This is a genomic window from Micromonospora sp. NPDC048999, from assembly GCF_040649295.1.
In the GTDB taxonomy this organism is placed as follows: domain Bacteria; phylum Actinomycetota; class Actinomycetes; order Mycobacteriales; family Micromonosporaceae; genus Micromonospora.
This window is the reverse complement of record NZ_JBEZFI010000022.1, coordinates 68765-90937: the sequence shown is the minus strand read 5'-3', so window position 1 is coordinate 90937 and position 22173 is coordinate 68765. Positions and strand designations below refer to the sequence as shown.

The 22173-nt window shown below is 70.0% G+C and carries 14 protein-coding genes and 2 CRISPR repeat arrays (1 of these 16 running past the window's edge); of the genes, 4 read left to right on the top strand and 10 right to left on the bottom strand.

Features of this window, described 5'->3' with window-relative positions; all coding sequences use genetic code 11:
• Positions 1-667: direct repeats of the CRISPR family, unit length 37 nt; unit sequence GCCGCAATGGAGACCGACCCCCTCGGGTCGGTGAAGG (it extends 717 nt beyond the left edge of the window).
• Between the two features lie 315 nt (positions 668-982).
• The 6 genes from csb2 to AB0C02_RS21620 all read right to left on the bottom strand — a co-directional run bounded on the left by csb2 (position 983) and on the right by AB0C02_RS21620 (position 11712).
• Positions 983-2404 carry a type I-U CRISPR-associated protein Csb2 gene (gene csb2, locus AB0C02_RS21645; protein WP_357550490.1) on the bottom strand — a complete coding sequence of 474 codons (1422 nt, stop codon included), beginning with the start codon at positions 2402-2404 and terminating at the stop codon, positions 983-985.
• The gene (gene cas7u / locus AB0C02_RS21640; RefSeq protein ID WP_357550489.1) at positions 2401-3324 is read right to left on the bottom strand and encodes a type I-U CRISPR-associated RAMP protein Csb1/Cas7u; all 924 of its coding nucleotides are present in this window, start codon (positions 3322-3324) and stop codon (positions 2401-2403) included. The genes csb2 and cas7u overlap by 4 nt, the downstream gene beginning before the upstream one ends.
• Complete coding sequence (gene csx17 / locus AB0C02_RS21635) at positions 3321-5501, bottom strand: type I-U CRISPR-associated protein Csx17 (RefSeq protein ID WP_357550488.1); 2181 nt, start codon at positions 5499-5501, stop codon at positions 3321-3323. Before csx17 ends, cas7u begins: the two co-directional genes overlap by 4 nt.
• Positions 5498-7900 (bottom strand): CRISPR-associated helicase Cas3', encoded by a 2403-nt coding sequence (cas3, locus tag AB0C02_RS21630; RefSeq protein WP_357550487.1) that lies wholly within the window; start codon positions 7898-7900, stop codon positions 5498-5500. Before cas3 ends, csx17 begins: the two co-directional genes overlap by 4 nt.
• A gap of 315 nt (positions 7901-8215) precedes the next feature.
• A CRISPR array of direct repeats spans positions 8216-8995; the repeat unit is 37 nt; unit sequence GCCGCAATGGAGACCGACCGCCGCGGGTCGGTGAAGG.
• 450 nt (positions 8996-9445) lie between these two features.
• Positions 9446-9847, bottom strand: a complete 402-nt coding sequence (locus AB0C02_RS21625) for a hypothetical protein (RefSeq protein ID WP_357550486.1) — start codon at positions 9845-9847, stop codon at positions 9446-9448.
• 98 nt (positions 9848-9945) lie between these two features.
• Positions 9946-11712, bottom strand: coding sequence for a CocE/NonD family hydrolase (locus AB0C02_RS21620; RefSeq protein ID WP_357550485.1), 1767 nt, complete (start codon positions 11710-11712; stop codon positions 9946-9948).
• Positions 11713-11970: 258 nt separating this feature from the next.
• Here AB0C02_RS21620 and AB0C02_RS21615 point away from each other — a divergent pair, with 258 nt between their 5' ends.
• On the top strand, positions 11971-12684 hold the full coding sequence (locus AB0C02_RS21615) for a VOC family protein (RefSeq protein WP_357550484.1): 714 nt from the start codon (positions 11971-11973) through the stop codon (positions 12682-12684).
• An 11-nt stretch (positions 12685-12695) separates the two neighbouring features.
• Here the strand turns inward: AB0C02_RS21615 and AB0C02_RS21610 are convergent, their stop codons facing one another.
• The gene (locus tag AB0C02_RS21610) at positions 12696-13832 is read right to left on the bottom strand and encodes an acyl-CoA desaturase (protein ID WP_357550483.1); all 1137 of its coding nucleotides are present in this window, start codon (positions 13830-13832) and stop codon (positions 12696-12698) included.
• 16 nt (positions 13833-13848) lie between these two features.
• A complete protein-coding gene (locus AB0C02_RS21605) occupies positions 13849-14931 on the bottom strand; it encodes a ferredoxin reductase (protein ID WP_357550482.1) in 1083 nt (360 codons plus the stop codon).
• A gap of 84 nt (positions 14932-15015) precedes the next feature.
• Here AB0C02_RS21605 and AB0C02_RS21600 point away from each other — a divergent pair, with 84 nt between their 5' ends.
• The 3 genes from AB0C02_RS21600 to AB0C02_RS21590 all read left to right on the top strand — a co-directional run bounded on the left by AB0C02_RS21600 (position 15016) and on the right by AB0C02_RS21590 (position 19969).
• Complete coding sequence (locus AB0C02_RS21600) at positions 15016-16242, top strand: helix-turn-helix domain-containing protein (RefSeq protein ID WP_357550481.1); 1227 nt, start codon at positions 15016-15018, stop codon at positions 16240-16242.
• 110 nt (positions 16243-16352) lie between these two features.
• Positions 16353-16802, top strand: coding sequence for a hypothetical protein (locus AB0C02_RS21595; protein WP_357550480.1), 450 nt, complete (start codon positions 16353-16355; stop codon positions 16800-16802).
• Positions 16799-19969, top strand: a complete 3171-nt coding sequence (locus tag AB0C02_RS21590) for a tetratricopeptide repeat protein (RefSeq protein ID WP_357550479.1) — start codon at positions 16799-16801, stop codon at positions 19967-19969. Before AB0C02_RS21595 ends, AB0C02_RS21590 begins: the two co-directional genes overlap by 4 nt.
• 8 nt (positions 19970-19977) lie before the next feature.
• Here AB0C02_RS21590 and AB0C02_RS21585 read toward each other — a convergent pair whose 3' ends face one another.
• Positions 19978-20529 (bottom strand): GNAT family N-acetyltransferase, encoded by a 552-nt coding sequence (locus AB0C02_RS21585; protein WP_357550478.1) that lies wholly within the window; start codon positions 20527-20529, stop codon positions 19978-19980.
• A gap of 23 nt (positions 20530-20552) precedes the next feature.
• Positions 20553-22151 (bottom strand): FAD-binding oxidoreductase, encoded by a 1599-nt coding sequence (locus tag AB0C02_RS21580; RefSeq protein ID WP_357550477.1) that lies wholly within the window; start codon positions 22149-22151, stop codon positions 20553-20555.
• Positions 22152-22173 lie beyond the last annotated feature (22 nt).

Below are 22173 nucleotides of genomic sequence, written 5' to 3'. Positions count from 1 at the left end.
GTCAGTGCTTCCTGCTGGACGCGGCCCGGTTGCCGCAATGGAGACCGACCCCCTCGGGTCGGTGAAGGGCGACGACAGGATCAGATGCGCCTGGATGGCCTGCGCGCCGCAATGGAGACCGACCCCCTCGGGTCGGTGAAGGCCGGTGCGGGGTCCAGGGGGAGCGGGCGGGGCTGCAGGCCGCAATGGAGACCGACCCCCTCGGGTCGGTGAAGGCGATCGACCGGTTTGGGGCTTGACGTCCAGCTAGGACGCGCCGCAATGGAGACCGACCCCCTCGGGTCGGTGAAGGGCCTTACCGACCCCGCCGAGTACGCCGCGCAGCCCCTCGCCGCAATGGAGACCGACCCCCTCGGGTCGGTGAAGGGTAACCACATCGCCGTTCCGCGCCGGCGGCAAATCCACGCCGCAATGGAGACCGACCCCCTCGGGTCGGTGAAGGCGACATCAAGACCACCCGGATCTACGTCGACGTGGCGAAGCCGCAATGGAGACCGACCCCCTCGGGTCGGTGAAGGGGAGCGCCGCCAGGTAGCCGGCGATCTGCGTGTACTTCGCCGCAATGGAGACCGACCCCCTCGGGTCGGTGAAGGCCGAACTGAAGCGCCTTCTTCGCTCCTACGCAAAGTCGCCGCAATGGAGACCGACCCCCTCGGGTCGGTGAAGGGGCATACGACCAGCAGATATAGCCTCCTGTCATTGCCAAGAGTCTGGTTCCGTGCCCGAAATGCTACCTTTGTTGTTTCCTGGAGCTCGGAACCTACAGCGTATGGGGCGTCCACTTGGGGTTCCTAGATCAAGTTGGGTGGGGGGTGGGCGCAGGGTTGTGGAGTTGTCAAGGTTCGGGCCAGGGTGCAGCGCGATCGTGGATCACGACCCTGGCGAGGGTGATCGGTAGGGACGCGGAGTCCGACGGATGCGCCGTACTACTGGTCGGCGGCGCGCAGTCCGCCGGTGGCTGTGTTCTGGTCGGCAGGTCCGTTCATCGCACGTCGCCGTCCGGCTCGGGGACGAAGATCCCATATCCGAAGTGGCTGAGTTGTCCGAGCAGCAGCGGTCCCTCCACCTCCTCGGCGAACTCCAAGCGCAGGCCGAGTCCTCGCCGTGCCTTCCCGAGATTCTCGGTCATCCGGTAGCGCCGGAAGTCCAGCGCCCATCGGTCGGATAGTCCCTCTTCCTGGTTGATTCGAGTGACCTCGGCCGCCTCCAGTCCGCGGTAGCCCAGCTCGCGGTGCACATCGGTGGTGACGTAGGCGTCGAGTGACTCCCGCTTGCGGTGCCGCACGGGTAGGTACGGGGTGAGGCTTCGCCACCGCCGAGCCGGCCCGTACAACTCTGGCACGACCTGCTCGACCGGCCCGGCAGCTTGCAGCAGCAGGTCCATGGCGGGGAGACCCTTGACCTTGTACCCATCCCCTCCTCGCCCGCCGCGCTGCCCCGAGACGCTCCGCACCCCGATGATTTTGGCTACTTCGGTCGCCGTCAGCCCCGCGCGCACCCAGACCACCAGGGAATCGACGGTGGCGCCTCGGTGGTGACCTTCGGGGATCGGAATCCAGTGGGCGTGCTGGTGATCGGTGGCGGCTCCGCCGTGCCCCAGCACCGCCTCGCGGCCGCCGTCCAGCTCGCGCGTCACCTGGCGGTGCATCTCGTCGGCGAGCAGCACCGCGTCGGTGGCTTTGAACGGAGCCCGTGACATTACGGCGAGCCGAACTGCGGTCACGCCGCTGATCGACGGTGGTGGCGATTCCGGCACCGCTTGGGCGGGGACGCGGGCGTAGCTCACCCAGGTCGTCTCCGGTGGCACGGTGCGCCGGTTCTTGCGTACGTCTACCGTCGTCAGTTCAAGGATCGGCCGACGGATCGGACGAGCGGGCGCGAGCAGGCGTATCCGTTCGGGGCCGGTGGCTGACGGACGCCACCATGTGTCGTCCGGCGTTGGGTCGTTGTCGAGCAGCCGGGCCTCGCAGACCGAATCGGCTCGGCCCAGGTACGGCAGCAGTTCGGCCAGTTTGGCCAGCACCTGGCGTTGCTCGTCGGTCAGGTCCGCGTCCCACCGCACGAGCACGTCTTCGTCCGCAGGCACCGACAGGTACGGGTCGAGGGTCAGGTCCGTTCCGCCGGTCTCGCCCTTCTTGTGGTCGAGGTCCGGCAGGTAGTGGCGGGTGTGCGCAGGCCGTGCGAGTGGCGTCCGATATGACGGCGGTTCGCCGAGGGCGTCGAGCAGCCCGTCCAGCACGGGGGCCGGCAGATCCGGCCAGCGGGTGTACCAGGTGGCGACCAGGGCGCGCAGCAGTCGCCATGGGGACGGCGGCCACTCGACGGCCCCCTCGTTGACGCTGCGGTCCCAGGGAGTCGCGTGGTAGCGGCCTAGGGGAAAGCGGATCGCGAGGGTGACGGTCATCCCTTGCCCCGTCCGGTCCAGGTGGCGGTGGTGATTGGGGCGAGTTCGTCACCGCATTCGCCGATGAGCTTGGCAACTCGGTCGGCGGCCTCCACGGCGTCCGGCCGCTCCCCAAGCACCGCGACGACGTCAAGGTCGCAGGCGGTACGCAGCCGCAGCCCGCCGTCGAGCAGGCTGCCGATCTCGAAGTCGATCAGCGCCGTCAGCAGGGCGGTTCCTGCTTCGGAGAGCCCGTAGGAGCGCAGTTGGGCGTGGTCGATGGAAAAGTAGGCGGTGATCCGGCCGGCGGTGTACTCGACACGGTGGTGCGGCACGGTGCCGTAGCCCTCGGCCGTGGCCCCGCCCTTGCCCTCGTTGTTGACGACGTCCCGCTTGACGCCGCCGCTGACCACCGGGCGCACGTCGTACGCCTCGATGAAGCTGGTCACCGCGCGGGCGACCTTCGGCTGCCAGGGCCAGGCCTTGCGGGCATAGAAGACGCCGTGCACGAGCGACAGCGGGTCGAGGGCGAAGCAGGCCCGCGCCAACGCGCGGTGGTCCAGCGGCCGGCCGGCCTGCAGGCCGAGACGGTCGCGCATCCAGTCCTCACCCTTGACGCCGTCGATGGTGCCGGCCATGACGTACGCGGAGGCGAGCCGGTGGGCTTCCAGCCGGCTCGACGACAGGAACGCGCCCGAGCCGTCGACGACCTTGACGTACGGCAGGCCGGCCAGCGCCTCGACCTGGTCGGTGCGGGCGTCGTCCCAGGTGGTGGCCTCCAGGCGGTTGGCCATCGACTGGGCCGATTCGACGAGCAGCGCGCGGCCTTCGTTCGAGTCGAACTCGGCGGCTCCGAGGTCCGGGAAGCCGGTCGGCTGGAACCGGGAGCCGAGCAGCGGGCGCAGCTCGACCTTGAGCACCGTACGGGCGCTGGTGGTCATGCCATCTCCTCTTCGAGTTGTGCGGCACTGTCGTGCTGGTTGTCGGGGAGTTCGGTGTCGGTGGCTTCTTTGGCCGGGATCGGCATGGCGAGGCGGCAAGCCGTCATCGCGCGTTGCGGCTGCCGGCAGCGGGGCACGAGTGCTGCGGCGACGGCGACGGGGTTCGCGTGGATCTGCTTCGGGCTGGGTACGGCCTGCCAGCCGGCTTGCCGTAGCCGCCGGACTGCCTCGTCATGCACGGCGGTGAGGTGACCGGCGAGCAGCCGTGCCGACCAGTCGGGGCCGAGCGCCAGTGATGGCATCTCCGGGTCTCGGTTCCGGGCTTGACCGGGAGCGAGACCCGCAGCGAACGGATGCAGCAGGCCGAGGGTGGGCACCGGCACCACGGGCCGCCCCGGGTCTGCCCAGTCGTGGCGGACGCCGTCCCAGCCGAGGGCGAGGCAGGCGCGTAGCCACAGGTCGAGCATCTTCTTGTCGAGTTGACCGAGCGCGAAGGCGTGCAGATCCGCGGCGGGGACCGGAATACCGGTGCGGAAGGTGGGCACGCCTCGAAACCTGGTCCCGTGGTGGCCTTCCTGGGCAGCGGTACGGCTGCGCCAGGTCAGCACGTCGGCCAACACCTCCTGCAGCGGCCGCAGGCCGAAGCCGGCGACGACCGGTGCGGACCGCCACCGCTGATCGGGGTCGATCGGGAGCAGGATCTGCCGCATGCTCCGGGCCGGCTGGCGAGCGCCATCCGCGCCGGCGCGGGTGGCGCAGGAGGCGATGCCGACGGCGACCCGCAACTCGGCGCATTCGACCTTGTTGAACTCCGGGAGGAAGTGGTGCGCCGAGGGCGGCCTCCGCACGCCGACGTCGTCCCGGGTCTTTCCGCTGCGCCCGACGGCTTGTTCGAGGTCGGTTACTGCCGCCAGCAGGCGGGCCAGCGGCAGCGGTCCGCCATCGCGGGCAAAGGCCAGATGCGCCGCGTCGAAGCGGCGTACGGCCTGTGTGACCGCTGTGGGCCTTTCGGCTCGGCGTACCCGGGACACCCAGTCCTCCAGGCGCGCGGCGAGCCGTACCTCCGGGCTGTTGCTCACCGTGACGTGCTCGACGGGCACGGCCACGAAGGCCAAGCCGTTGCGCTGGTGCAGGCCGTAGCGGACGAATCCGGTCAATCCTCGGGCGACGCCCAGGGTTCGGGTCGCTGCGTAGAACTCGATGGCACGCCGGGCGGGTTGTCCTCGCCAGGATGCCCGCGCCTCGGTGAAGAGCTGACGGACCTCCGCGAGCGTGAATGGCTCCTCCCATACCGGTGCCCACACCTCGCCCCGGGATGTCTCCCCCGCCGCGCCGCTGGCCGAGCCGTCCGGCGTCGCGAACACGGTGAACGGCATCGCCGCCCGCCTTGCCGCGTGCTGGTGGCGACGGCTGGCGCTGGACGCGAAGAGCAGGGCACCCTCGACCAGCAGGACGAACTGCCACGGGTTCACCACCGAATCGGCGCCGCCGAAGGGCGAGGAGTTACGGCCGCCCGTCGCCGCCGGGTCGAACTGTCCTGCCGGTGCCGAGGTCAACCGTTCGGTCTGCGTCCCGGCCACAAGGTCGCGGGCCTGGTTGAGGGAGCGCGCACGGCCCCTGGACGCAGGGTCGAGCACGTCCAGCAGGCGTTGGTGGAAGGTGGTGGAGAAGTCCAACCGTCCGTCGTTGCCGCCCGTGCCGAGCAACGGAGGAAAATACACCTGATCGGCGGCGAGGACCACGGCGGCGTCGATCCACGGCAGCAGTGCGTCGGGGCAGCGGTTGCGAAATTCGCGGATGGTTCGCTCTTTCGTCCAGCCTGCCGGCGAGCGATAGCGTTCCCCAACGTCTGTGGCCGCTGGCAGCGCACGGCGAAACCCGTCCAGCCGGGGTGACGGGTGCGCGACGAGCGCGTCGAGGGTTTGCTTCGGAGTCTTGTCCTTGGCCCCGAACCCGCTGCCCTCATTCCATGGGCTGAGCACCGGTGTGGGGACGTAGTGATCCACCAGCCAGGCCGCAAAGTCGTCCACGGTGGTGTTGAGGACCAGGCCGTCGTCGGTCCACTCGGTGGTGAGGTTCGGGTCGGCCTGTTCACCGAGCAGGCGGATCAGGCCCAGCCCGGCCAGGTAGGCGGCCATCGGAGTCGGACGCAACCCGGGCAGAACGTGGCGGCTCATCGAGCTGCCTCCTCCATGTCGGCGCTGGCTCGCCAGTCTGCGATCCTGACCAGCGTCTCCAGGTAGGCGAGGACGAAGGGGCCGTACCGGTCGCGCAGACCGAGCGCCGTACGGGTCCAGGATCGGTGGCCGCCGAGGTTGAACAGGTCGAGGTCGACGGTCACCTCCCCGGCCGGCTGGCCGAGCAGGTCGGGCATCCGTACGGTTTCGCCGCGCTTGAGCCCGAGCAGCGTCTCGGGGTCGGTGTCGTCAGGTCCGCGTACCTGGAGTCGTAGCTTGCCGTGGTGCGCGAGCACGAGGTAGCGCACCAGGTCCGGGTCTCCGGTGCCGTCCAGCAGTGCGCGTAGCGGGCCGTCCAGCAGGAGCAGCGACACCAACTCGTGGCGGAAGCTACCGCCACGAGAGAAAATCAAACGGCCGTTCCCATTCGACTTCGCCCACGGCCGACCCGCCTCGATCCGCTCCCGCTCCTCGGGCGGTGCGAGCACGCACAGCGCGTCCTGCCAGGCGTCGTGGCACTTGCCGGCATCGTGCGCGTATCCGGCGGTCACCACCGCCTCCTGCGCGGCGGCCGGCAGCAACGGCTGAAGCACGGCGAGCAGCGCCTCGGCATGCCGGCGTACGTCGTCGCTGTGCTGATCCAGCGACAGCCAATCGCGCTGGGCAACACTCGCGTCGTCCTGCTGGTAGGCGTCCTCGCTTCCCGAGGCCGGGTCGGTGCCGACGGCCGGATCGGGCGTGGTCCCCAGCAACGGGCAGTCGGCCACCGGCTTCTTGATCGACGGGTCGAGGCCGACCTGCGGGTCGTAGCCGCCGTCCTTGGCCGACATGAGCAGCACCTCGCCCGGCCGAGCCGGATGGCCTTCGGTGACCTGCGTCCACCGCCCGGCAGCCTGGTCAAAACGCCACACCACCGCGCCACGCTTGCGCAACGCCTTCAGCTCGCCGAGCGGCACCCGGCAGCGCCACTCGGCCGGCGGGGCCTTGGCCTCGGCCGGCGGCCGTCCTGATGCATCGCTTGGCGCCCAGTCCGCCCAGGCGAGCTGCACGTCCAGGTCATCGGCGTCACGCACAAACGGTGAGACGTCCAGATCAGCGCCGGTGAGGTCGGGGGCCGTGTCGAAGAGGTCAAGCAGGTCCCCCCGGCGGATCACCGAAACCTCCGGTTCGGTGACCTCAACCCGCCGGGCGAGCAGGTCCTCCCCGGTGACGGCGACGCCCTCCAGCCCGATAAGCCCTTCAATGGCTGCCTCGATGTCGGCCCGCTCGTAGGGATGATGCTTCGCCGGTGGCAGCCACCACAGCTCGGCGTCGACGATCCGGCCCGTCCGGTTGCACCGCCCGGCCCGCTGCACGACCGACGGCCAGGGAGCGGCTTCGACGACCATGACCGAGGCGTTGAGGTCCACACCCGCTTCGACGACCTGGGTGGAGACGACAATGTGCCCCCGGTCGCCAGGCTCGGCGATCACCTGTTCGACCAGCCGCTGACGGTCGGCGCCACGAAAGCGGGAATGCAGCAGCGTGCAGGGCGTCTCCGTGGCGCGCAGAGCGGCGTAGACGCCCCGGGCGCTGCCTACCGTGTTGACCACGACCAGGGTCAGCGTGCCGGTCCGGTGCCGCTCGCGCACCGCCTCAGCAATCGCCTTGTGGTCGTCCGGCTCGGCCACCAGCCTGCGGATCGTCCGCCGGGCATTCAGCCGCGTCGCCAACTCACCGACCCGATCCCCCGGCTCGATGCGCAGGATGTCACCCGGCCCCGGCAACGGGTTGTCGACCGTATCCAAGAGCGACTCCGAAACCGTTGCCGACATGCAGGTCAACGCGAACGGCTCAGCCGTCGGCCACCCGGCCCCGGACGCCGCCGCGTACGCCGCGAGCTGGCGCAACGTGGTCGTCGACTCGGGGCAGAGCTGCACCTCATCGATGACCCACTGCGCGCCGTTGGTGACCAGTGCGAAATCGATCGGATAGATGGCCCGCCCAAGGCCGTAGGCCCGGTTGAGCGCCTTGCTCACCAGCGAGTCGACCGTGCCCACCACGATCGCGGGGCGGTGCATGTCCAACCGCCACTGGCGCTGCGTACGACCCTCGCCACCCATCACCACGTGCAGGGCAACTTCGTCGGTGAGACCGAGGCCGGCCAGCCACTTGCGGGCCTCCCCAGCCACCTGCTCGACCAGGGTTCGCTGCGGCAGGGCAAAAATCAGCCGCCGCGGCGTGGCCGCCGGCTCGGGGCCGTGCAGCCGACGCCACAGCCAGGCCAGAATCACTGCCGTCTTGCCCGAGCTGGTTGGTGCCTGGACCACCGCCGGCAGGCCGTCGCGCGCCAACCGCGCCTGATATCCGTACGGAGGCTTACCGGTCGCCTGCCGGAAAAACGCCTCAAAGGACGGCATCGCTACTCCCTACGAGGGGCAGAGCTCAGCGGGGAGTCCCCCGCATCGCCGTGTGCCGGAGCGAGATTGACCTAGGCGACTCTACTTTGGAATGTGGTACCTGGTCACTCAACCTGCATCCAATGCCTGTCGGGTTGGCGACACTGAGAAACGGAGCCCTGGCTCAAGGCCAGGGACATGAGAGTTTCCAGACCCACAACAGGTCACACAACCTGCATCGCTGCAATGGAGCACAGTGCCAGCGCGATCAAATCGGGGCCGCGCGGCACCGGATGGAGGGCAGCGAATGCTAGGCCGATCCTAACCTGGCGGCCGATCCCGGTGGAGACCGACCGCTGCGGGTCGGTGAAGGGTGCGGGGAGGACAACACCAAGCCCGAGTAGATGCAGCCGCAATGGAGACCGACCGCTGCGGGTCGGTGAAGATGGTGACGCTCGCCGAGGTGTCGGAGGCGCAGACGAAGCCGCAATGGAGACCGACCGCTTCGGGTCGGTGAAGGTCGGTGGCCGTCAGGTCCACGCCCTGACAGTTCGGCAGGCCGCAATGGAGACCGACCGCCGCGGGTCGGTGAAGGCGTCGTGTTCCGACGGGAGCTCGACGCGCTCGCCCCGCCGCAATGGAGACCGACCGCCGCGGGTCGGTGAAGGCAGCGCGATTACCAGCGCAATCCTGTACTACATCGACGCCGCAATGGAGACCGACCGCCGCGGGTCGGTGAAGGCCTCGCGACTGCCGATCACGTACCGCTCGTCGGGCAGGCCGCAATGGAGACCGACCGCCGCGGGTCGGTGAAGGCACGGGTCCGATCCTGGCGGTCGGCGCAATCACGATCGCGCCGCAATGGAGACCGACCGCCGCGGGTCGGTGAAGGCCGGCGTGGAGGCCGTCGGCCTCAGTCAGCAAGATCAGGCCGCAATGGAGACCGACCGCCGCGGGTCGGTGAAGGACGACCAGGACGACGAGGACGAGTTCACGTACAAGGGGCGGCCGCAATGGAGACCGACCGCCGCGGGTCGGTGAAGGACCTCCTCACAAGATCGGCCCGGCCGGCACCCCGCGCCGCAATGGAGACCGACCGCCGCGGGTCGGTGAAGGGGCTCGCGAACAGCAAAAATAGCTGACTATCGCTGGCTGCATGCTGGCAGGCTGCCCGTATAGCTGCTTTTGTTCCCTTTTGAAGCTTGGAACCCACACCGTACGGGGTGCTTGCTTAGGGTTCCTAGATCAATTCCGGGTGCCCCTAAGGTTGCCCAAAACGGGCATACGTTGTGGAGTTGTCAAGGATCGGGCCTAGGGCTATGCCGATTCTGAATGACGAGCCGCCGTTGGGCCAGGTAGTCGTGACGACGCGCACCGTCATGTCGGGCTGACAGCTTGACCTGTTAGCAGGGACGCCAGGTCGCGACGGGACAGCAGGGCCGACGACGGCACGGGGCTTTTTCCGGCCGTACCCTCGGTCGGCTTCGGTCCGCCGGCCGGGTCGCAGCGGCGTTCGGCGTGTCGCGTTCTGGGTCATCGTGGCACCGGTGAGTGGACGCGTTGGGGTCACCTGAGTTTGGTGGGTTGCTGGGCCAGGAGCCAGCGCCAGCGCGGCAGTTCCGTCACGATGGCGGCGGCCACGAGCGCTGACATGATGCTCGCGACCACGGTCGGCCAAGCAATCCAGGACGCCACCACCGCAGCCACCATCTGCAGCAGCACCAGCCCGATCGTGACGTAGCCGGGTACCGCCACGATGACGTGCGCCTTGTCGCCCGGCGTCGCGAAGATGGTCGGCAGCCCGATGAGGATCAGCACCGACGCGACGGCCAGCGGAATCGAGACCCCGGCCAGCGCCCACGGGGCGGCCACCCAGGCGACCAGTTCGCTGGCGAACCGCAGTGCCGGGGCGACTGGGCGGTTCGGTGCCGGAGGTTGGGAGTCTGCCTGCGTAGCGGGCTCGCGCATGTCTCCCCCTGGTCCGGATTCAGCCACCGTGACGCGTGGAGCAGCCCGTGACGGGCTGCCCGGCACCCTTCGGGAGGATACCGGGCAGCCGCTTTGGGTCAGCCCTTCTTCGTGACGCCCAGCGTGAAGGTGCCGGTGCCGACGTTGGTGAGGGTGGTGGTGTTCGCCTTCAGGTACGTGTCCAGGTACGGCGAGCGGTCACCCTGGGTCGGCGCGTCGAACTGCGGGTCCTGCACCTCGAGCGCGAGGCGCGCGTCGGTGACCGTGATCGTCTCGCCCGAGGGCACGCCCCGCCAGCCGTTCGAGGTGATGGTGCCGATCTGGACGCCGAGCCGGTGCCCCGGCTGGAAGGTCCAGTCCGTCGCCTTCAGTTCGAACGAGGTTACGCCGCTGTGGTCCAGCGCCCCGACGTTCTCGTTGAACATGGTCGCCTTGCCGTCCGGGGCGACGTCCCACATCCGCACCCAGGCGTTGCCCAGGCCCCGGGTCTTCAGCTGGATCTGCGGGCTGCCCGTGATCCGCACCTGCTGGGAGACGGGGGTGGACCAGTTCCAGTAGCTGTTGGCGATTGCCTCGGCGGCGAGCGCGCTCGTCTGCTCGGTCGCCAGCGAGCCGGCCTCCGTCGCGTACTCGATGTCCAGGCCCTGGGACTCGGGCGCGGTCAGCGACAGGGCGGCTGCCTGCGCCTTGCCGCCGTTGTCGACGTACTGCCCGGGTGCCAGCTTCACCTTGTACGCGTCGCTGGTCATCGGCCAGGTCGGCTGGGCGCGCCAGTTGCCGAGGCTGTCCTCAAGGGCGAACGCCGGGTCGATCACCGACGGCTTGATGTCCTGGAGGTATTCGTCGTAGAAGCGCATCACCTCGTCGAACCAGCCCGCGCGGCCCATCTTGAGCTGGCCCTTGGTGGTGGTCTCGTTGCCGCGTACGTGTTCCCACTGGCCGATCCAGCCGCGCTGCGGGCCCTGGTGGTTGGCCAGGTACTTCTGGAGCTGCTCGGGCTTGGTGTTGTCCTCGATGAAGCCGGAGGTGACGAACAGCGGCGTCTGGGACCCGGCGGCACGGGAGGCGAAGTCGCGGTCCCGCCAGAAGTCCGACTTCGGGTCGGGGTTCTGGGTGTTGGTGCTGTTGTAAGCCTCGCACTCGGGGTGAGTCTTCTCGTACGCCGCGTTGGCCTTGTAGCGGTCGCTGTCGCCGGCGAGCGGGGCCATGGTCGCGATCGAGTAGTAGCTGCGCGGGGTGCTGGTCAGGTTGGACCGTGGCACCCCGTTGCTCCACAGGTAGTTGTACCTGTTCCAGGTCGGCTCCTGCGAGACGATCGCCTTCAGCGGCTTGAGCTTGAGGGTGTTGGCCGCCAGCCCGGTGTTGGCGTCGTACGACTTGCCGTACATGCCCACCTTGCCGGTCGACCACGGCTGGCTCGCTGACCACTCGACGGCCGCCTTGATGTCGGCCTGCTCCCCAGGGCCGATGAAGTCCAGGCACCCGGTGCTGCCGCCGAAGCCGCGCAGGTCGACCATCACGACGGTGTATCCGCGCTCCATGAGCCGCGCGCCTTCGATGAGGTCCTCGAAGCGCGAAGACGGCCCGGTCTGCTTCCACCCCTCGGGGGCGGTCTGGCCGGCGTGCGAGAAGTACGGGCCGACCGACAGGATCACCGGTGTCTTCGCGTCCGCCGGCAGGTGTGCCGGGCGGAGCACGTCGGCGTGCAGTTCGACGTCACTGCCGTCCGAGGACGGGAAGTACTCTTCCGTCCACAGCGCTCCTGCGGGAACCCGTGGGTTATCTTCGTGGGTGACGCCAGCTGTCGCGGACGCCGGGGCGGCCTGTGCCGCCGCGGGCAACGCGCCCGCGGTGAGGCTCGTCATGATGGCCAGTGCACCGGCCGCCGCGACGGGCGACACCACCCTCCTCCGAAGGTTCATTTGTTCTCCACCTAACTCCAGACGACGCCGTCTGGTTAGGCATCGACGCTAACGATCTTCGACGGCCTTGTATCCCCTAGTTATCTTCCCGTGTCCTTCGCCCGGGTCAGCCGGCCGCGGTGGGCAGGCCGCGTTGCGGCGATACGTCCGACCTGGCCAAATCACGTTGTTGCCCTGCTGGCCGATGTCTACTGTGATGCGATGATCTCGCGACTGCTGGCGGTGACCTTCGATGCGCACGACCCCGCTCGCGTGGCGCGGTTCTGGGCCGGCGTGCTCGGCCGGGAGGTCGTCGAGGACGTCGGTGGTGGTGCGCTTCTGCCCGGCGACGACACCCAACTCGGCCTCCGGTTCGTCCCGGGCCGCGTGGAGCAGGTGGGGCCGAGCCGGCGTTTGCACCTGCACCTGACCAGCGCCAGCCTCGCCGATCAGCAGCACACGGTGGCGACGGCGCTGGGGCTCGACGGCGGCCACCTCGACGTCGGGCAGCGCCCCGAGGAGGGGCATGTCGTCCTGGCCGACCCCGAGGGTAACGAGTTCTGCGTGATCGAGCCGGGCAACAAGTTCCTCGCCGGGTGCGGTTTGCTCGGAGAGGTGGCCTGCGACGGCACTCGGGAGGTCGGCCTGTTCTGGAGCGAGGTGCTGGGCTGGCCGCTGGTGTGGGACCAGGATCAGGAGACCGCGATCCAGTCACCGCACGGCGGCACGAAGGTCGCGTGGGGAGGTCCGCCCGTGGCCGCGAAGGAGGTACGGAACCGGCAGCGCTTCGACCTCGCCCCGGCCAACGGCGACCAGCAGGCGGAGGTCGACCGGCTGGTCGCCCTCGGGGCCACCCGGCTCGAGGTCGGTGAGGACGGCGCGGTCATGCTGGCCGACCCCGACGGCAACGAGTTCTGCGTGAGGAAGGATGCCTGAGGCCGCGCCGGTCAGACGCTGGCGGAGACCAGGGCGGGTGCCACCGGCTCGGCGTTCTTGCGGCGGCGGTTGGGGAACGACAGCCGGATGACCTTCCACCAGGCGGAGGCGACCTGCTTGGGCAGCGACCCGGTGGTGTAGCGCAGCCCGTACCGGTCGAAGAGCGCCCGGACCTCGGGGGCGATCTCCCGGTAGCGGTTGCTGGGCAGGTCGGGGAAGAGGTGGTGCTCGATCTGGTGCGACAGGTTGCCGGCCATGATGTGCAGCAGCCGGCTGCCGCTGATGTTGGCCGAGCCGAGCATCTGCCGCAGGTACCACTCGCCCTTGGTCTCGCCCTCGATGGAGGTCTTCTCGAAGGTCTCCACCCCGCTGGGGAAGTGCCCGCACATGATCACCGAGTGGCTCCACACGTTGCGGATCAGGTTGGCGGTGAAGTTGGCGGCCAGGGTGGTGAGGAACGACGGGCCGGACAGCAGCGGGTACGCGACGTAGTCCTTGAGCACCTGGCGGCGGATCTTGCGGCCGACGGCCCGGGCTCGGGCCCGGAACTCGGGGCTCTTGTGCCCGCCGTCCTTCAGGTTCTGCCCCAGCTCCAGGTCGTACGCGGCGATGCCGTACTCGAAGAAGCAGGCGTTGAGGAGGTTGTAGAACGGCTGGCCGAGGTGGCCCTTGCTCCAGGGCTGGTCCTCGTCGACCCGCATGATGCCGTACCCGAGGTCGTTGTCCTTGCCGAGCACGTTGGTGTAGCGGTGGTGCAGCTCGTTGTGCGAGTGCTTCCACTGGTCGGCCGGGGAGACGTGGTCCCAGTCCCAGGTGGTGGAGTGGATCTTCGGATCGCGCATCCAGTCCCACTGCCCGTGCAGGACGTTGTGGCCGATCTCCATGTTGTCCAGGATCTTGGCGACCGCGAGGCCGGCGGTGCCGAGGATCCAGGCCGGCGGGAACAGCGAGAAGAGCAGCACCGCCCGGCTGCTGATCTCCAGCGTCCGCTGGGTCTTGATGACCTTCCGGATGTACCGCGCGTCCCGCTCGCCCCGATCGGCGATGACCCGGTCCCGGATCGCGTCCAGCTCCTTGCCGATGATCTCGATGTCCTCGGCGCTCAGGTGGGCGATCGGGTTGTCGGCCTTGTTCTGGATCGCGGTCATGTCGGTGGCCTCCCAGTCAGAGTTCGATGTCGCAGGTACCGGCGGCCGCCGACACGCAGGTCTGGATGAGCACGCCGTCCCCGGGGACGGCGGTGGTGAGGTCGCCGTTGCGCAGGTCGCGCACCGCGCCCTGGCGCAGCGGGACGACGCAGCCGAAGCAGATCCCCATCCGGCAGCCCGAGGGCATGAGCACGCCCACGTTCTCGCCTGCGTCGAGGATGGGGGTGGCGCCGTCGGCCTCGACGGTCACGGCGGCGCGGGTGAAGGTGACCGTGCCGCCCTCGCCGGGGGTGATCACGGTCGGCCGGAACCGCTCGATGTGCAGCCGGTCGGCTATGCCGCGGGCGGCCCAGTGCGCCTCGACCGCGTCGAGCAGGCCGACCGGCCCGCACGCCCAGGTCTGCCGCTCGGCGTGGTCGGGCACCAGGTCGTCGAGTTCAGGTACGCCGAGCAGGCCGTCGGTGTCGGTGTGCCGCTCGATCAGCCGCAGCGCGCCGCGCTCGGCGAGCGCGCGCAGCTCCGTGCCGAAGATGACGTCGTCGCGGGTGGGTGCCGAGTGCACCAGTACGACGTCGGCGCGGGCGGGCAGGCCGGCGCGGAGCATCGCCATGACCGGGGTGATGCCGCTGCCGGCGGTGACGAACAGGATCCGCTCGGGAGTGGCCTCGGGGAGCACGAAGTCGCCCTGCGCCTGGTCGAGCTGGACGAGGGTGCCGGGGCGGATTCCGCGTACGAGGTGGTTGCTGACCTTGCCGTCCGGGATCGCCTTGGCGGTGATGGCGATGCGGCGGTCCGTCGCGCCGGGCACGGAGGTGATCGAGTAGGCCCGCCACTGGCGTACGCCGTCGACGTCGACGCCGAGGCGCACGTACTGGCCGGGCTGGTGGCCGCGCCAGCCGCGGCCGGGCTGGATGACCACGGTCGCCGCGTCCCGGGTTTCGGCGCGTACCGCGACGATCCGGCCGCGCAGCGCGGCGCCGGCGCGCAGCGGGGCGACCATGTCGAGGTAGTCGTCCGGCAGCAGCGGTGTGGTGACCGTCTCGGCCAGCCGCCGCAGCCGGTGCCGGAAGGAGACCTTCGGGCGGGCGATTGTGGTCATGTGACCAGGGTGGCTACCTGATCGCATAACATCTTGTCCGGCTAAGGTGAAATGGTCACGGCTTTTTGTGCGGAGAGAACAAGGATGTCGGAGGATTCGTGGGCGGCGCCTCGCGCAGCCCATCTCGAACTGGACGAACGGGTCGCCTCCCGACTCCGCGACCACCTTCCGGTGGTCGCCGAGCGGACGGTCAGCGCCATCATCGCCGAGGTGCCCGCCTACTCTGGCGCGCTCACCGGCGCGATGCGCGACAAGATCGAGAATGCGGTTCGCATCGCTCTTGGCACGTTCCTGCAGCTCATCGAGGGATCGCAGTCCGCCGACCCGAGCACCCCGCTGACCCCCGCGTTGGAGGCCGCGTACGCGTTGGGCAGCGGCGAGGCCCGCTCCGGGCGGAGCATGGACGCGCTGCTGGCCGCGTACCGGGTGGGGGCGCGGGTGTCGTGGCGGGAGGTTTCCACCACCACCGTACGCAGCGGGCTGGCCGCGGAAACAGTAGCCGAGTTCGCCGAGCTGATGTTCGCGTACATCGACGAGCTGTCGGCGGCCAGCGTCGCCGGGCACGCCGACGAACTGGCCAGCGCCGGGCGGGCCCGCCGACGCGACCTGGAACGCCTCACCCAGCAGCTGCTGGCCGGGGAGCCGGAGGAGATCCTGCGGCCGAGCGCCGAGCGGGCCGAGTGGCCGCTGCCGCAGACGCTGACGGTCGTCCTGCTGCCCCGCCACCACCTGCGCGCGGTGCTCGCCCTGCTCAGCCCGCACACCCTGGAGAGCGGCGAGGACCTGCCCGGGATGAATCAGGCCGAGGAACTGGCCGTACTCCTGGTGCCGGACATGCACGGCGGTCGACGCCGCCAGCTCACCCGGCTGCTGCCCGCGCGCCGGGCGGTGCTCGGGCCGGCCCGGCCGTGGCACCGGGTCGCCGCCTCCTACCAGCGGGCCACCCGGGCCCTGGCGCTCGGCCTGGGCGAGCCGGACGCCGGGCCGGTCGACACCGAGCAGCACCTGGCCGAGCTGCTGCTCAGCATGGACCCGGAGGGACTGGCTGACCTGCGTGCCCAGGCGCTGCGCCCGCTGGCTTCGCTGCCCCCGGCCACAGCGCACCGGCTCGCCGAGACGCTGCGCTCATGGCTGCTGCACCAGGGCCGCCGCGACGACGTGGCCGCCGACCTGTTCGTGCACCCGCAGACCGTCCGCTACCGGATGGGCAAGCTGCGCGAGTTGTACGGCGAGCGGCTGCACGACCCGGCCACCGTCCTCGACCTCACCCTCGCCCTGGCCGTGCCGCCCGCCCCGCCCCCGGCCGGCTGAGCGGGACGCAGGACTGGCCTGCCTGTCACATGCCAGTCACAGGGGTTGCCCAGTCCGATCGCAGTGGGTACATCAGAACCGCCGTCAGGTGTGGGTGGGGAGGGGTTGCCGTGGATCTGGGCGGGCTGGCGCAGTTGGGTATGACCGGTGCGGCGGTGTTGGTGCAGGCGGCCGCGACGGACGCATGGCAGGTGGCGCGGTCGGGGTTCGTCCGGTTGTTCGGCCGGGGCGATCGAGAACGTGAAGCCGTCGCCGGGCGGCGGCTGGACGCCCTGGCCGCCGAAGTGGAACAGGCCACCCTGGCGCAACGCGAAGAGGTACGCCAGCGGCTGCTGCCGGCCTGGCAGACCCGCCTGGCCGATCTGATCGAGGACGATCCGGCCACGGCCGACGCCCTGCAGAGCCTGCGGGATGAGTTGCTGGCGCGGCTGCCCGCCCCGCAACAGCAGTGGGTGCAGAACATCACCGCCAGCGCCCCAGGGGCCACCGCCCAGGGGGTGATGTTCGGCAACATCATCACTCATCCGGCTCCGGCGACGGGTGAGGGGCCGCCGCGGTGAGCACCGCGGCGGGCGCCGAAATTCACCAGCACGTCAACGCGGTCGCCGGCACCGCGTACGGGGTGATCGGCGCTGATCTGCACGTCTTCGGCGACGGCACGCCCCTGTACCTGTTGGAGGAGCACCGCCGGCATGACGTGTCGGACCGGGCGTGGCTGCGGGAGCTGCCCTCGCGGATGCTCAACGCCCGCGCCGGTGTGGTCGCGTTCACCGGCCGCGATCGGGAGCGCGACGAACTGCACGCCTGGCTCGCGGCGGGGCCACGGCTGGCCGTGCGGTGGCTGCACGCCCCGGGCGGGCAGGGCAAGACCCGCCTTGCCGACCACATCGCCGCTCACGCCGCCGCCTGCGGCTGGAAGGTCGTCGTGGCGGTGCCCCACGTCGGCACGCCCACGGCGCTGCAGGACAGCCAGGACCTGCGGCTGGACGGGCACCGGGGGGTGCTGCTGATCGTCGACTACGCCGACCGGTACCCGTTGTCCACCCTGATCTGGCTGCTCCGCAACTCCCTGCTCCACCAGCCCGACCAGCCGGCGCGGGTGTTGATGCTCGCCCGCGGCGCCTCGGCATGGCCGGCGCTGCGCGCCACCCTCGAAGACCCCGGCGTGCAGGCCGGCACCTCCGAGCACTATCTGAACCCACTGCCGGACGACGCCGGCGACCGGTGGGCCATGTTCACCGCCGCCCGGGACAGCTTCGCCGCCATCTACCAACTCCCCAACCCCGCCGTCATCGCCCCACCCATCGGCCTGGACCACCCCGAGTTCGGGCTCACCCTCACCGTGCACGTCGCCGCGTTGGTCGCCGTCGACGCCCATGCCACCGGCGACCAGCCACCCACCCACCCCGAACAGCTGACCCGCCACCTGCTCGACCGCGAACGCCAACACTGGACACGCCTGTACGAGGGCCGCACCCGGGGGCTGGACCACCACACCCCCGACAGCGTCATGGCCCGCACCGTGTTCACCGCCGCCCTCACCGGTGCCCTACCCCACCCCGAGGCCACCACGCTGCTGCGCCGGGTCGAGCACGAGCTCCCGGTCGAGCGGATCCTCACTGACCACGGCCGCTGCTACCCGCCCACCGACCCCAACCAGATCACCGCGCTCGAACCGTTGTACCCCGACCGGCTCGCCGAAGACTTCATCGCCCATACCCTGCCCGGCCCCCACCACCCCGCCGAACCGTGGGCACCCACCCGGCTCAACGAGCTACTGCAACCCCCGCCACCGTCAGCGAAACGCCGTTGGTGGTCCAGACGAAGCGCGACGCCCACGGCGACCACGGCGTACCTCGCGCGGGCGGTCACCTTCCTCACCGCCGCCGCAGCCCGCTGGCCCCACCTCGGCCCCGCGCACCTGTATCCGCTGCTGCGCGCCCAGCCACAACTGGCGATCATCGCCGGCAGCGCCACCCTCACCACCCTCGCTGCCATCCCGAACATCGATCTCGACGTCTTGGAAGCTGTCGAAGCCCTACTCCCCGACAGCCGTCACGTCGACCTCGACATCGGCGCCGCAGCCATCACCACCACCCTCACCCGGCATCGCCTCGCCACCACCAGCGACCCCGCCGAACACGCCCGCCTCCACGCCGACCACGCCTTCCGGCTGGACCACGCCGGTCGCTGGGAGGAGGCCCTGACCGCCGCCGAGGAAGCCGCCAGCCTCTATCGGCGGCTGGCCGCGGTCAATCCGGCCGCCTACCTGCCCGACCTCGCAAGCTCGTTGAACAACCTCGGCATACAGCTGTCAGAGGTGGGCCATCGGGAGGAGGCCCTGCCCCTCGCCGAGGAAGCCGCGGCGATCTGCCGACGGCTGGCCGAGGTCAATCCGGCCGCCCACCTGCCCAACCTCGCGGGCTCGTTGAACAACCTCGGCGAATGGCTGTCAAAGGTGGGCCGTCGGGAGGAGGCGCTGGCCCCGGCCGAGGAAGCCGTGGCGATCCGCCGACGGCTGGCCGAGGTCAATCCGGCCGCGTACCTGCCCGACCTCGCAAGCTCGTTGAACAACCTCGGCATACGGCTGTCAGAGGTGGGCCGTCGGGAGGAGGCGCTGGCCCCGGTAGAGGAAGCCGTGGCGATCCGCCGACGGCTGGCCGAGGCCAACCCCGCCGCCAACCTGCCCAACCTTGCAAGATCGTTGAACAACCTCGGCGTACGGCTGTCGGAAGTGGGCCGTTGGGAGGAGGCGCTGCCTCTCGCCGAGGAAACCGCCGGCCTCTATCGGAGGCTGGCCGAGGTCAATCCGGCCGCATACCTGCCCGACCTCGCAAGCTCGTTGAACAACCTCGGCATACGGCTGTCGAACGTGGGCCGTTGGGAGGAGGCGCTGCCTCTCGCCGAGGAAACCGCCGGCCTCTATCGGCGGCTGGCCGAGGTCAATCCGGCCGCACACCTGCCCGACCTCGCAAGCTCATTGAACAGCCTCGGCGTACGGCTGTCAGAGGTGGGCCGTCGGGAGGAGGCGCTGCGCCTCGCCCAGGAAGCCACCGGCCTCTATTGGCGGCTGGCCGAGGTCAATCCGGCCGCCTACCTGCCCAACTTCGCAAGCTCGTTGAACAACCTCGGCCTACGGCTGTCGGAAGTGGGCTATCAGGCGGAAGCCCTGCCCCTCGCCGAGGAAGCCACCGGCCTCTATCGGCGGCTGGCCGAGGTCAATCCGGCCGCCTACCTGCCCCGCCTCGCAAACTCGTTGAACAACCACGGCATTCTCCTGTTGGAGGTGGGCCATCGGGAGGAGGCCTTGCCCCTCGCCGAGGAAGCCGCGGCGATCTGCCGACGGCTGGCCGAGGTCAATCCGGCCGCATACCTGCCCCACCTCGCAGGCTCGTTGAACAACCTCGGCGTACAGCTGTCAGAGGTGGGCCGTCAGGAGGAGGCGCTGGCCCTGGTAGAGGAAGCCGTGGCGATCCACCGACGGCTGGCCGAGGCCAACCCCGCCGCCAACCTGCCCGATCTCGCAAGATCGTTGTTGGCATATGCACGGGTGGGTGCCAACGTGGATGCGGAGATGCCGAGGGCGTTGGCTGCGGTCACGGAGTCGATCGGTCTTTACGAACCCTTGGCGCGGCAGTTGCCGCAGGTGTTCACCGACCAACTGGCCACTGCCCAGCAGATCCGCGCCGCCATCATCGAGCACCTCAGCAGCAATCCCGAGCCCTGATGCCGGCATCACCCCGTACTGGAGTCGCGGAGTGCGAACACGACGATGCTCCGCTGCGCGCTGTCTCCCACCGTCTCGGTGCGGGTGCCGAGCCCGTGGAACCCGCATTTCTCGGCGACTCGGATCGAGGCGGTGTTCCGCTCGTCCGCCTCCAGGATCACCTGCTCCAGTTTCAGGTCGGACAGGGCCCATTGGGCCAGCAGCCGGACGGCCCGTGGGGCGATGCCCCGCCCACGGCACTGCGGGAACACCCCGTACGCGATGGTGGCCTCCGTGTCGCTGCAGAACTGGAGGTTGATCATCCCGACCGGCTCGTCGGTGACCGCGTCCGCGATCGTGAGCGGGGCGGCCGTTCCGCTGCGCCAGGCTTCATCGGCCCGGGCGACGCCGGTGCGCCGTGCCTGCTCGTCCATCGGTTCGTCGTCCAGCCAGCGGCGGGCCTCCGGGTCGTGGCTGGCCTCGGCGAGCGCGTCGAGGTCGGACTCCCGCCGGGGCCGCAGCGTGACCGTGCCGTCGGTGAGCGGCGCGGTGGGTGGCTCGATCGGTCGGGTACGCACCATGGCAGCCCATGCTAGACCGAACGTCAGGTGTCGATGCCCTGCGGATAGCTGAAGAAGTCGGTCGGGTCGTACGTGCGCTTCACTCGGACCAGCCGGTCGTAGTTCGCGCCGTAGTAGGCCTGCCGCCAGTCCTTCAGGGTCGGGTCGGGGAAGTTCTGGTAGGAGTGTCGGGGCGGCGTGTCACCGAAGATGGCCGCGTAGAACTCGCGGAGCCAGTGCAGGTTCGCCGTGGCGACGCGGGGCGCGTCGTAGTCGGCCCAGGAGGTCTCGGCGGCGAGGATGAACACGCCGTTTCGGTGCACGAAGGCCGTCGCGTCCGGCGGCACCTGGTTGATCTCGCCGCCGAGGGCGAACATCGCGAAGCCGGCCCCGTCCGGGTTGCCGCTGCCCGGCCATTCCAGCAGCCGCTGGGCGGCGGCAGCGACCTGGTCATCGGTCAGGAGCGTCCGGGAGTGCAGCACCGCCGACTTGGCGGCGAACTTCTCCACCGGCGTGGTGGCGCTCAGCAGCACGCTCGCCTGCCCTGGGGTGACCTCGCGGACGGAGGCGTTGTTGCGGGCGCGCTCCTGCGCCGTGCCGATGGCGAGCAGTGGGGCCAGGATGGCACGCAGCTCGTCGACGGGGCCGTAGTACTGGCCGATGGCGTTGGCGCCGGCGTTGGCGTGGATCTGTTCGGGGGTGAGCCCGTGGGTGCCGATGCCGACGCGGAGGTGGAACCGCTTGTCGTGCAGGGTGTGCACGGCGATCTGCTGCGCGGCGGCGATCACCGGCACCACCGAGTCAAGGCTCCAGCTCAGCTGGTAGAAGCCCACGTTGCCCTGGAACTGCTCGTACTGGAAGGTGAAGGAGGTGTTGACGCCGAAGTTGTTCCCGGCCCCGCCCCGGCAGGCCCAAAACAGGTCGGGGTGGGAGTCCTGGCTGGCCTCCACGACGCGGCCGTCGGCGAGCACCACGGTCGTGGAGACCAGCCTGTCGCAGGTCAGGCCGAACATCTTGTCACTGAAGCCGATGCCGCCGCCGAGCACCAGCCCGGCGACCCCGACGCTGGGGCAGCGGCCGGTCGGCACGAACATGCCCCGGTCCTCCAGCATCGGGTGCAGGTCGGCGTTGGTGACCCCGGCTCCCACGGTAACGGTGCCCGCGCCATGGGTGACCTTGATCGGTCCGTAGGTCCGGGTCAGGGGGCGGCCGGCCGGCTGCGGGGTGGCGACGATCCTGCGCAGCCGGGCCATGTTGAGCAGCACCCCGGTGGTGGTGGAGTAGCCGGCGTAGTTGTGGCCGAGACCGGAGCGGGGCGCGACGGGTAGCCCCACCGCGCGGGCCCAGCGGATCACTTCCCGGACGTCGCTGGTGCTGCCGCAGGCCACGATGCCTGCGGGGTGGATGCCGGCGTACCGATGGTTGTACGGGAGCGCCAGGGGCGGGTAGGCGGGGTCTGCCGGCCGGTAGAGGGTGGAACACGGCGACAGTGCGTGGGCCAGCCGCTCCCAGTCTCGTCGGCTGACCCGCTCCGCCACCTCGGTCAGTGGTTCGGCAGGAGCGGGCGGTGACAGCAGGCCCACCATCCCGGTCCCCAGAGCGCCCACGGTGCCTGCCCGCAGCATGTCCCGCCTGTTGATCATCGTTAGGCCCTTAGAAAGACGC